At 42.7% G+C, this 11735-nt stretch carries 13 protein-coding genes; 12 read left to right on the forward strand and 1 reads right to left on the reverse strand.

The genetic code is table 11. From position 1 onward, the window contains the following. The first annotated feature begins 15 nt into the window (after positions 1–15). The 4 genes from rsgA (at position 16) to spoVM (ending at position 2525) form a co-directional block, all read left to right on the forward strand. Positions 16–897, forward strand: a complete 882-nt coding sequence (rsgA, locus tag CHI10_RS00305) for a ribosome small subunit-dependent GTPase A (protein ID WP_095242314.1) — start codon at positions 16–18, stop codon at positions 895–897. Positions 898–900: 3 nt separating this feature from the next. Beyond that, positions 901–1551 (forward strand): ribulose-phosphate 3-epimerase, encoded by a 651-nt coding sequence (gene rpe, locus CHI10_RS00310; RefSeq protein WP_095242315.1) that lies wholly within the window; start codon positions 901–903, stop codon positions 1549–1551. Between the two features lie 68 nt (positions 1552–1619). Continuing rightward, complete coding sequence (locus CHI10_RS00315) at positions 1620–2267, forward strand: thiamine diphosphokinase (RefSeq protein ID WP_095242316.1); 648 nt, start codon at positions 1620–1622, stop codon at positions 2265–2267. Between the two features lie 177 nt (positions 2268–2444). Continuing rightward, positions 2445–2525, forward strand: a complete 81-nt coding sequence (gene spoVM, locus CHI10_RS00320) for a stage V sporulation protein SpoVM (protein WP_019381739.1) — start codon at positions 2445–2447, stop codon at positions 2523–2525. Between the two features lie 143 nt (positions 2526–2668). On the opposite strand, the gene rpmB is transcribed toward spoVM, so the two are convergent. After that, a complete protein-coding gene (rpmB, locus tag CHI10_RS00325; protein ID WP_019381740.1) occupies positions 2669–2857 on the reverse strand; it encodes a 50S ribosomal protein L28 in 189 nt (62 codons plus the stop codon). 448 nt (positions 2858–3305) lie between these two features. On the opposite strand from rpmB, the gene CHI10_RS00330 reads away from it, so the two are divergent. From CHI10_RS00330 to CHI10_RS00365, 8 genes are all read left to right on the forward strand, one after another. Beyond that, on the forward strand, positions 3306–3668 hold the full coding sequence (locus CHI10_RS00330) for an Asp23/Gls24 family envelope stress response protein (protein WP_009330806.1): 363 nt from the start codon (positions 3306–3308) through the stop codon (positions 3666–3668). 16 nt (positions 3669–3684) lie between these two features. Next, entirely contained in the window at positions 3685–5361 is a 1677-nt protein-coding gene (locus CHI10_RS00335) for a DAK2 domain-containing protein (RefSeq protein WP_095242317.1), read from the forward strand. 231 nt (positions 5362–5592) lie between these two features. Then, on the forward strand, positions 5593–7641 hold the full coding sequence (gene recG, locus CHI10_RS00340) for an ATP-dependent DNA helicase RecG (protein WP_095242322.1): 2049 nt from the start codon (positions 5593–5595) through the stop codon (positions 7639–7641). Between the two features lie 111 nt (positions 7642–7752). Beyond that, a complete protein-coding gene (gene fapR / locus CHI10_RS00345; protein WP_035328889.1) occupies positions 7753–8313 on the forward strand; it encodes a transcription factor FapR in 561 nt (186 codons plus the stop codon). A 20-nt stretch (positions 8314–8333) separates the two neighbouring features. Then, the gene (gene plsX, locus CHI10_RS00350; protein ID WP_095242318.1) at positions 8334–9338 is read left to right on the forward strand and encodes a phosphate acyltransferase PlsX; all 1005 of its coding nucleotides are present in this window, start codon (positions 8334–8336) and stop codon (positions 9336–9338) included. Between the two features lie 27 nt (positions 9339–9365). Further along, positions 9366–10313 carry an ACP S-malonyltransferase gene (gene fabD / locus CHI10_RS00355; protein WP_095242319.1) on the forward strand — a complete coding sequence of 316 codons (948 nt, stop codon included), beginning with the start codon at positions 9366–9368 and terminating at the stop codon, positions 10311–10313. Continuing rightward, on the forward strand, positions 10310–11053 hold the full coding sequence (gene fabG / locus CHI10_RS00360) for a 3-oxoacyl-[acyl-carrier-protein] reductase (RefSeq protein ID WP_095242320.1): 744 nt from the start codon (positions 10310–10312) through the stop codon (positions 11051–11053). Before fabD ends, fabG begins: the two co-directional genes overlap by 4 nt. A gap of 91 nt (positions 11054–11144) precedes the next feature. Beyond that, a complete protein-coding gene (locus CHI10_RS00365; protein WP_009330799.1) occupies positions 11145–11378 on the forward strand; it encodes an acyl carrier protein in 234 nt (77 codons plus the stop codon). The last annotated feature ends 357 nt before the right edge of the window (positions 11379–11735 follow it).

Raw genomic sequence — 11735 nt, forward strand, 5'->3', positions numbered from 1 at the left:
GCAAGGAGTGTTGCTATGCCTGAGGGCAAAATTATTAAAGCCATAGCAGGGTTTTATTATGTATTAAGCGGAAATGAAACCATTCAGTGCCGCGGACGCGGAGTTTTCAGGAAAAATAAAGTTACACCGCTTGTCGGTGATGAAGTAGTGTTTCAGGCAGAAAGTAATACAGAAGGATACATCTTAGAAGTAAAGGAACGGAAAAATGAGCTGATTCGTCCGCCGATTGCCAATGTTGATCAGGCCATCCTTGTCTTTTCAGCTGTTGAACCGGGCTTTAGCACTTCTCTTTTAGATCGTTTCCTGGTGCTTGTTGAATTCAATCATATAAAGCCGCTCATCTGCATTACTAAAATTGACCTGGCAGATGAAAATGAGTATAGGGAAATTCAGCAATATGCATCTGATTACCGCAAAGCCGGCTATGATGTTTTGCTGACTTCCTCTGAAACAGAAGAAGGCGTTAAAGATCTGATGCCTTATCTGGAAGGTGAGATATCTGTTTTTGCCGGACAGTCGGGTGTGGGGAAATCTTCTTTGTTAAACGTTCTAAGACCGGACCTGGAGCTGAAAACAGATGATATTTCTTCCCATTTGGGCAGGGGAAAGCATACGACCAGGCATGTAGAGCTGATTGGGGTTGGAAAAGGGCTTGTTGCTGATACCCCGGGATTCAGCTCCCTCGAATTCACTGATATCGAATTAGAGGATCTCAATTATTGCTTCCCTGAAATTCAGGAGAAAAGTGAACTTTGCAAATTTAGAGGATGCCTGCACATGGCAGAGCCTAAATGTGCTGTAAAAGCCGCCTGTGAAAACGGTGAAATTCCATCCTACAGGTATGAACACTACAAAACCTTTCTGCAGGAAATCAAAGATAGAAAGCCGAGGTATTAATTCATGGTAAAAATCGCACCTTCTATTTTATCGGCAGACTTTTCTAAATTGGGAGAAGAGATTAAAGATGTTGAACGCGGCGGCGCTGATTATATTCACGTTGATGTAATGGACGGCCATTTTGTGCCGAATATTACAATTGGTCCATTAATTGTGGATGCCATCCGTCCTGTAACAAAGTTGCCCCTTGACGTTCATTTGATGATAGAAGATCCGGATAGTTACATTGAGGCATTTGCTAATGCGGGGGCCGATTACATCACTGTTCATGCAGAAGCATGCAGGCATCTCCACAGAACGGTTCATTTGATTAAATCCTTTGGCGTCAAGGCAGGAGTGGTTCTTAACCCGGCTACACCAGTTAACATGATAGAGCATGTTATCGAAGATATTGATATGGTATTGCTTATGTCTGTTAATCCCGGTTTTGGAGGGCAGAAGTTCATTCCATCCGTTCTTCCGAAGATTGCAGCCGTTAAAAAAATGTCTGACGCAAAAGGCCTAAACATTGAAATTGAAGTGGACGGCGGAGTAAATGAAGAAACAGCCCAATTGTGCATTGAAGCTGGAGCCAATGTGCTGGTTGCCGGGTCGGCAATTTACAATCAGAATGACAGAGCAGCGGCGATTGCTGCTTTAAAGGGTTCACAATAAAAGAAGCCAGCTGGAATACAGCTGGCTTTTTGTCATTTAAGATACATAAATGAATGGAGCAATGTGTAATGATTATCAATATTTTAGCCGGCGGCCCAGATGACTTGCTGCCTGATCTGCATTCGTTCAGTAACACAGCTGATATTTGGGTTGGAGTAGACAGAGGGGTGCTTACTCTAATTCAAAGCGGCATTCAGCCGGAAATGGCATTTGGTGATTTTGATTCGGTGTCGGATGAAGAGCTTTTGCTCATTGAAGAACAGGTAAAAGAGCTGAACAGGTTCAAGCCGGAGAAGGATGAAACGGACATGGAGCTTGCTCTGAATTGGGCACTCTGCCAAAAACCTGAAAAAGTCCGTTTGCTTGGTGCCACAGGCGGAAGGCTTGACCACCTATTCGCAAATATTCAGCTGTTAATTAAGCCTGCACTGGCGGAAGACTTTGTTCCTGTCGAAATTATTGACAGGTCTAATAAGATTTATATTAAGACTCCAGGTAAATACAGCATAAAACAGAATTCAAATTTCAAATACATTTCATTTGTTCCGGTCACTATGGAAATTAAAGGCCTCACCCTGAGAAATTTCAAGTATCCGCTGACAGATCGGACCGTTCCTGCCGGTTCTACTCTTTGTATCAGTAATGAACTTATTGATGATTGTGGTACTTTTTCTTTTACTGAAGGCATATTAATGGTTGTAAGAAGCAAGGATTAAATGCCGGACCGGTGCTTCCCTGTAAGATGCGGGAAAGCTGGATAAGAGTCTTAGCATGAATTGCTTTCTGATCATTTTTTGTAATCATGAGTACTCATCTTTCATTATTTGAATAAGATGGTAAAGACGATTTAAGGACAGAATGGATGCGTAAGATTGTGAGGAGGGACACGAGTAATGAGATTTTATACAATCAAACTTCCTAAATTTTTAGGGGGCATTGTGCGTGCCATGTTAGGGACCTTCAAAAAGGGGTAGACACCCATAAATTAAAAAGAAAATAGCATCAATACTTGGCACCTCACCGGGGTGCTTTTATTTTTTGCCCAAATGGGGGAGAATGATAGTGGGTCAAAAAAGGAAAATAAAAAGGACACCCAAAAGGGATGTCCCTGAGCATGTTACACGCGCTCAACTTTACCTGATTTAAGTGCTCTTGCAGAAACCCAAACACGTTTAGGTTTACCGTCTACAAGAATACGTACCTTCTGAAGGTTAGCACCCCAAGTGCGCTTGTTAGCGTTCATTGCGTGAGAACGTGCGTTACCTGAAGTTGTTTTTTTACCAGTTACTACACATTTGCGTGGCATGTATGTTTCCCTCCTTACTAAAAGCATAAGCTGAAACTATTTTTCAATGCTTTCATCTGCAATAGTCAGATTCATCCATCTGAATTAATGCGGAATCCCTGTGCGGATTTCGACATTAAAAGATACTTTAATAATTTATCATACAACCCTTCTGATTGCAATAGTTTGCTTTCAAGAAAATTTCCTTGACATAGGGGGAGGGAACATGAGCTATAATAGAGATGGAGAAGTATGACTTTCAATATCACAGCCCATATAGTAAAATATTATAAGGTATGCTTTAAGCTTTGAAGGTAGAAAGACCGCTGCCCAGCTAAAAAAGGTGAATTGCCTCTCGCCGGAAGGCTTAGCCTCCAGGGTGCAATTCAGGGGAAAGCCAGCACTATCGTTAAGAGGCAGTGCCTGTAGAAGCTTTTATGAAAAGCAATTTCCAAAGGGGGAACGAACCATGTCCATCGAATTAAAAACAAATTTCGGGCAAATTGATATCTCTAATGATGTAATTGCAACAATCGCAGGCGGAGCAGCAGTTGACTGCTACGGCATCGTAGGAATGGCCTCTAAAAATCAAATTAAGGATGGCCTTACAGATATACTGCGAAAAGAGAATTTTACCCGTGGTGTAATTGTTCGCCAGGAAGAAGATGAAGTACATATCGACATGTATATCATTGTAAGTTACGGAACGAAAATTTCCGAGGTTGCCCACAATGTGCAATCTAAAGTGAAATACACCCTTGATAAAACAGTTGGGCTTAGCACTGACTCGGTTAATATTTACGTTCAGGGAGTTCGAGTAACGAACCCGTAGTGAGGAGGAAAGACTTGTGTCAAAAAAAGATTTAGATGGGAAGCTTTTTGCCGAAATGGTCATACAAGGAGCGAACCATTTATCTGCTAATGCAAAATTAGTGGATGCGTTAAATGTTTTCCCTGTTCCTGATGGAGACACAGGAACCAACATGAATTTGTCAATGACTTCCGGAGCAAAGGAAGTTAAAGCTAATATCCAGGAGCATATTGGAAAGGTAGGTTCTGCTCTTTCTAAAGGTTTGCTTATGGGAGCACGAGGGAACTCGGGGGTAATTCTTTCCCAGCTGTTCAGGGGCTTCTCAAAAGCCATTGAGCATAAAGCTTCTATCAATGGAAAAGAATTTGCTGATGCTCTTAATTCTGGTGTGGAGACGGCATATAAAGCTGTGATGAAGCCAGTTGAAGGAACGATCCTTACTGTTGCAAAAGATTCCGCTAAGAAAGCGGTTCAGGCTGCTAATCATGAAGATGATATCATCGTGATTATGGAGGAAGTTTTAAAAGAAGCAAGGGCTTCCCTAAACCGCACTCCAGATCTTCTTCCAGTCTTAAAAGAAGTAGGAGTTGTAGACAGCGGCGGCCAGGGCCTTGTTTTTGTATATGAAGGATTCCTTGCAGAGCTAAAGGGAGAAAAACTCCCTGATACACCTGCAGCCCTTCCAAAGATGGATGACCTGGTTAGCGCAGAACACCATAAAAATGTTCACAGCTTTATGAATACTGAGGATATTGAGTTCGGTTATTGCACTGAATTTATGGTCAAATTCGAAGATGAAAAGCTTTCTGCTAATCCTTTTTCAGAAGACACGTTCCGCCAGGACTTAAGCCAATATGGCGATTCACTTCTGGTGATTGCGGATGAGCAGCTTGTGAAAGTACATATCCACTCTGAACAGCCGGGAGATTGCCTGACATACGGACAGCGCTATGGCAGTTTAATCAATATGAAGATTGAAAACATGCGCCAGCAGCACACCAACTTAGTCGAAGACGTTCCTACACCTTTGGCGGCTCAGGCTAAGCCTAAAGAAAAGCAGGAGTACGGAATTGTGACAGTATCAATGGGCAGCGGCATCGCGGATCTTTTCCGAAGCATCGGTGCACATGCTGTCATTGAAGGCGGACAGACAATGAATCCGAGCACGGAAGATATTGTAAAAGCCATCAAAGAAGTAAATGCAAAAAAAGTAATCATTTTGCCAAACAATAAAAATATTATTATGGCTGCACAGCAGGCTGCAGAAGTGACTGAAGAAGAAGCAGTGGTTGTGCCTTCAAAGACCGTTCCTCAAGGTATGGCTGCACTTCTTGCCTTTAATCCAGGTGCGGAGATTTCTGAAAACGAAGAAGGCATGACAGATGCTCTTCAGCATGTGAAAACAGGCCAAATCACGTTTGCTGTCCGTGATACCAGCATCGATGGGCTAGAGATCGAGAAAGATGATTTCATGGGCATTGCAGACGGCAAAATTGTTGTGAAGAACAAGGATCGAGTACAGGCTGCCAAAGATCTTCTGGAAGGAATGATTGACGAAGACTCTGAGATCCTTACCGTTTTAAAAGGTGAAGATGCAGCAGAAGAGGAAGTAGACTCTCTTATCAGCTATATTGAAGATAAATATGAAGATATTGAGGTTGAGCTTCATGATGGAAAACAGCCTCTATACTCTTTCATTTTCGCAATTGAATAACCAGTAAACAGTAAACAAAGCGAGGGCCCAGCCTTCGCTTTTGTCCATTTTAGACCTTTAATAAATGCGTTGAAGCATGAGTTATTATTTAAGGTTACTTTCTTGCATTATTAAATTACAATGTGCTAGTTATAGAGCAGGTGTTTCATTAGCCTGTATATAAAAGTAACGGAGCAGGGAGGGATGGCGGACTGCCTGAAAGAAAATATAATTGGCAGCCGTTCAATAAATGTGAATCCAAATTTGATCCAGTCTGTTACAGCTGTTAAAGGCATTGGAGAGGAATCAGCTGAATTACTGGCTGAAATGAATATTTACACTGTAAAAGACTTGCTTGAATATTTTCCTTATAGATATGAAGATTACAGGCTCAAGGACCTGGCAGAAATGAAGCATGATGAAAGAGTGACGGTTGAAGGAAAGGTTCACAGTGAACCTTCACTTGCTTATTACGGCAGGAAACGCTCCAGGCTCACTGTTCGGGTGCTTGTAGGGCGGTATCTTATCCAAGTGATTCTGTTCAATCAGCCTTATTTGAAAAACAAAATTGTATTAAACGAAACGGTTACGGTGACTGGGAAATGGGACCAGCATCGGCAGGTGATTACAGCCAGTGAACTTAAAATAGGAAATGCCTCTGGCAATAAGGATTTTGAGCCGGTTTATGCTGTAAAAGGAAATGTCACGGTCAAGGGCATCAGGCGATTTATTAAACTGGCTTTCTCGCAGCAAGGGAATGACATATCAGAAACGCTGCCTGAAAAATATTTATTGCAATATAGACTATTAAATAGGCGGGATGCTGTAAGATCGCTTCATTTTCCTGCCAATGAACAGGAACTCAAGCAGGGAAGGCGGCGTTTTGTTTATGAGGAGTTTTTCTATTTTCAATTAAAAATGCAGGCGCTAAGAAAGATTGAAAGAGAGCAGTCAAAAGGGGTTGCACAGGCTTATGATCTTTCAAGACTAATGGAGTTTATTGACTCACTGCCATTTGATTTAACCGGAGCACAAAAAAGAGTAGTTAATGAGATCATGTCTGATTTGAAATCTCCATACCGGATGAACAGACTATTACAGGGGGATGTTGGTTCCGGCAAAACGGCAGTGGCGGCGATTGCTCTCTTCGCCAGCAGGACAGCAGGCTTTCAGGGAGCATTAATGGTCCCGACCGAAATCCTGGCAGAGCAGCATGCGGAATCTTTAAAGTCGATGCTCGAACCGTTTGGTCTGCGATGTGAACTCCTGACAAGCTCTGTTAAAGGAAAGCGAAGAAAAGAAATTCTCCAGCATTTAAAGGATGGAGAGATTGATGTTCTCATAGGCACACATGCACTTATCCAGGAGGAAGTAGAATTTAATAAATTGGGACTTGTTATTACTGATGAACAGCATAGGTTCGGGGTAGGGCAGCGGCGGATACTCAGGGAAAAAGGTGAAAATCCTGATGTTCTGTTCATGACTGCAACGCCAATCCCAAGAACATTGGCCATTACTGTTTTTGGAGAAATGGATGTATCCATCATAGATGAAATGCCGGCAGGACGAAAAGCAATTGAAACCTATTGGGCAAAACCTGAAATGATGGACAGGGTCCTTGGTTTTATGGAGAAGGAGCTTTCAGCAGGTCAGCAGGTTTATGTGATCTGCCCTCTTATTGAGGAATCAGATAAATTGGATGTTCAAAATGCTATAGATGTCCATGCTACATTGATGCATCATTTTCATGGCCGTTATGATGTCGGACTCATGCATGGCAGGCTCCATCCGGATGAAAAGGAAAGTGTTATGAAAGCTTTCAGCCGTAATGAAACTCAGGTTCTTGTTTCGACGACGGTTGTTGAGGTGGGTGTAAATGTTCCAAATGCAACGATGATGGTGATTTATGATGCCGAGCGGTTTGGACTTGCACAGCTGCATCAGCTGAGGGGCAGGGTAGGGAGAGGCGATAAACAATCTTATTGTGTGCTTCTGGCTGACCCTAAATCGGAAGTTGGAAAAGAACGCATGAAAATCATGACAGAAACCAATGATGGCTTTGCACTAAGTGAAAAGGACCTTGAGCTTCGGGGTCCTGGAGACTTTTTCGGAAGAAAGCAAAGCGGGCTCCCGGAATTTAAAGTTGCTGATATGGTCCATGATTACCGCGCACTCGAAACCGCCAGAAATGATGCATCAATGCTGGTGGAATCGGATGAATTCTGGCACTCGGATGAGTACCTGCCTTTGCGGGAATACTTAAAGGAAGCAGGAGTGCTGGAAGGGGAAAAACTGGACTAGAAATAAGGTATTCAGAGCGGATTGCAGAAAAGTTCTTTCTTGCAATCTGCTTTTTTTGATTATATACTACTATTAGTACCTAGTCTTAATATCTCGGACGGTGGGATTTTAATGAAAAGAAACAAAAAAGAACGTCAAGCATTATTAACGGACACTATAAAAGAAAATCCTTTTGTCACGGACGAGGAACTTGCGGACAAGTTCTCTGTCAGCGTCCAGACAATCAGGCTCGATCGGCTGGAATTATCAATTCCGGAATTGCGTGAGCGAATCAAGCATGTTGCTGAGAAAAGCTTTGAGGATGAAGTGCGGTCTTTACCAATAGAAGAAATAATCGGTGAAATAATAGATATAGAATTGGATAAAACGGCGATATCCATTTTCGATGTAAAAAATGAACATGTCTTCAAGCGTAATGGAATTGCCCGGGGCCATCACCTGTTTGCACAGGCCAACTCACTGGCGGTCGCTGTAATAAATGATGAGCTGGCATTAACGGCAAAAGCCAATATTCAATTTACAAGGCCAGTGAGATTAAATGAACGTGTCATCGCAAAAGCTAAAGTCCTTACAATAGATATTGACAGCGGAAGGACAATGGTTGAAGTCAATAGCTTTGTCAATAACGAACAGGTTTTCAAGGGCGAATTTGACATGTTCCGAAAAAAATAATCACTAAAGGATGAAGCATCATGAAAATTGCCATAGACGCAATGGGTGGCGACAATGCCCCAAAGGAAATTGTCCTTGGAGCAATGAAAGCTGCCGCAGAATTTAAAGATGTACATATTACGCTTGTAGGTGATGAGTCAAAAATAAACCAATACCTTACTTCAAATGAGCGGATTGACATATTACATACAGATGAAGTCATCTTGCCGGATGATGAGCCGGTGAGAGCTGTGCGCAGAAAGAAAAAAGCATCCATGGTGCTTGCCGCACAGCTTGTTACAGATGGTAAAGCGGATGCATGCATTTCTGCAGGAAACACGGGCGCTCTTATGGCAGCAGGCCTTTTTGTGGTCGGAAGGATTGAGGGCATTGAACGCCCGGCATTATCTCCTACGCTCCCGACAATAGACGGAGAAGGGTTCCTTTTGCTGGATGTAGGGGCGAATGTGGACGCGAAGCCGGAGCATCTTCTTCAATATGCGATTATGGGATCTATATATACCGAAAAAGTCCGGGGTGTAGCCAATCCCAGAGTAGGGCTCCTAAATATCGGAACAGAAGAGAAAAAAGGGAATGAGCTGGCAAAAAATACATTTGATCTGCTGAAGAAGGCGGATATCAATTTTATTGGCAATGTAGAAGCGCGCGATTTGCTCGAGGGAGCTGCGGATGTTGTAGTGACGGATGGCTTTACCGGCAATATGGTGCTCAAGACAATTGAAGGTACTGCTTTATCTGTATTTAAAATGCTAAAAACAGCTCTGACCGGCAGCTTTAGAACAAAATTGGCAGCAGCAGCCTTAAAGCCTGATTTATATCAGCTTAAATCTAAAATGGATTATTCGGAATACGGCGGTGCCGGATTATTTGGATTGAAGGCGCCGGTCATCAAGGCGCATGGCTCTTCAGATGCAACAGCTTTATTCAGTGCAGTGAGACAGACCAGGAACATGGTCGAAAACAATGTTGCTGATACGATTAAGGAAGCAGTTGAAAAAGAAGCCAAAAAGACAGCTCTTAATTAAACATTTTTTACTTGGGGGGAAAGCACGATGGGTAAAATCGCTTTTTTATTCCCTGGGCAGGGGTCCCAGGCTGCAGGTATGGGAAAAGCCTTAGCTGAACAGGATGAAAACGTAAAAGGATTTTTTGATAGAGCCGATCAAAAACTTGGGTTTTCATTATCGGAACTTATTTTTGAAGGGCCTCAGGACAAATTGACGTTAACAACAAACGCACAGCCTGCACTATTGACCACTGGCATTGCCATTCTCGATTATTTTAAAAGATCTGGTATAACACCTGATTTTGTTGCTGGACATAGCCTTGGTGAGTATACTGCACTAGTCGCTGCGGAAGCTATATCCTTTGAGGATGGGGTATATGCTGTCCGTAAGCGGGGAGAATTCATGGAAGAAGCCGTTCCTAATGGCGAGGGAACAATGGCTGCAGTATTGGGCCTTGAAAGGGACAAGCTTACTGCAGTTACAGAAGAGGTTTCTGCAGGAGGAAATCCGGTGCAGCTTGCAAACCTGAACTGTCCTGGACAAATTGTCATTTCAGGTTCAAAAAGAGGCGTGGAACTGGCTTCTCTAAAGGCTAAAGAAGAAGGTGCCAAGCGTGTGCTTCCGCTGGAGGTAAGCGGCCCTTTCCATTCCCAATTAATGAAGCCTGCTGCAGAGAAGTTCAGGGGAATCCTTGACGAAATTGAGATTAAAGATGCAAAGGTTCCTGTCATTGCCAATGTTACAGCTTCTGAAATGACATCTGCTTCAGAAATAAATGGCAGATTGATTGAACAGCTGTATTCTCCTGTGCTATGGGAGGATTCAATCCGCAGGATGATAGAGCTTGGAGTGGACACATTTATAGAAATAGGGCCAGGAAAAGTACTGTCAGGTTTAGTAAAAAAGGTAGATCGTTCCCTTAAAACGCATGCCGTTTCAGATGCAGAATCATGCCAGACAGTTACAGAATCCTTGAAGGAGGAATTGAGATGAAGCTAGAGGGAAAAGCCGCTTTAGTAACAGGAGCTTCCCGCGGAATCGGAAGGGAAATCGCTTTGGGTCTTGCCAGGCAAGGTGCAGATATTGCGGTTAACTACTCCGGAAGTGAGGCAAGAGCGAACGAAGTAGTTGATGAAATAAAGGCATTAGGCAGAAATGCTTTTGCTGTCCAATGCGATGTGTCAAATAGTGATTCCGTGACAAGCATGGTAAAAGAAGCAGTTGAAAAGTTTGGCAAGCTTGATATTCTGGTTAATAATGCGGGGATTACGAAGGACAACCTGCTTATGAGAATGAAGGAAGACGAGTGGGATGATGTTATTAACATTAACCTGAAAGGTGTTTTCCTTTGTACAAAAGCTGTTACAAGGCAGATGATGAAACAGCGCAGCGGCCGCATTATCAATATTTCATCCATTGTGGGTGTCAGCGGAAATCCTGGACAGGCTAACTATGTCGCTGCAAAATCAGGGGTTATCGGCCTGACAAAAACCTCAGCAAAGGAACTTGCTTCAAGAGGGATAACAGTCAATGCCATTGCACCAGGCTTCATCACAACTGATATGACGGATAAGCTGAACGAGGATGTAAGGGATCAGATGCTAAAACAAATCCCATTGGCGCGCTTCGGCGATCCAGCAGATATTGCGAATGTGGCAGTGTTTCTGGCTTCAGAGGACAGCCGTTATATGACAGGGCAAACCCTGCATGTTGATGGCGGAATGGTCATGTGATTTGTAACAGGGTTGTAATGCAAAATTTTTTATAAAAGCTTTCAATAAAGGCTAAAAATAATCTATAATACTTGAGGGGAGGTGAACAAGCATGGCAGAAGTATTAGAACGTGTAACAAAGATCATCGTGGACCGTCTTGGCGTTGAAGAGTCTGAAGTGAAATTGGAGGCTTCTTTCAAAGATGATCTAGGTGCTGATTCCCTTGATGTTGTAGAATTAGTAATGGAATTAGAAGATGAGTTCGACATGGAAATTTCTGACGATGACGCTGAGAAAATCGCAACAGTCGGTGACGCTGTAAATTACATAAAAGCTAGCCAATAATCGTTAGTAGAACCACTCTGCAGTGAGGGAATCCCCCTCACTGCAGCAATTTTTTCAGATGTTTACTGTCCGGTGTTACCTGCAGCATCGAAAGGGCAGCTTGAATTAAGCTTTCAGCCTTCAGCAGGTGACTGTGGACAGTAAATACGATTCTCAAAAGCTCCGTTTGATAACGGGGCTTTCTTCTGTGAAAATGGCTGTAACCCTATGAAACATAAAATTGCTTTATATCGAAGTTTTTTGCGTTTTTCCTCTTTATTACGTAAACTTAGGGAAGACCAATTATTTAGATTTTATGAATGTAAGTTTCCTTAAGCTTATGGCTTTTGGGCATTTATTTATATTTTTCGTTGAGTT

This window comes from Bacillus sp. 7894-2, assembly GCF_002272225.1.
In the GTDB taxonomy this organism is placed as follows: domain Bacteria; phylum Bacillota; class Bacilli; order Bacillales; family Cytobacillaceae; genus Cytobacillus.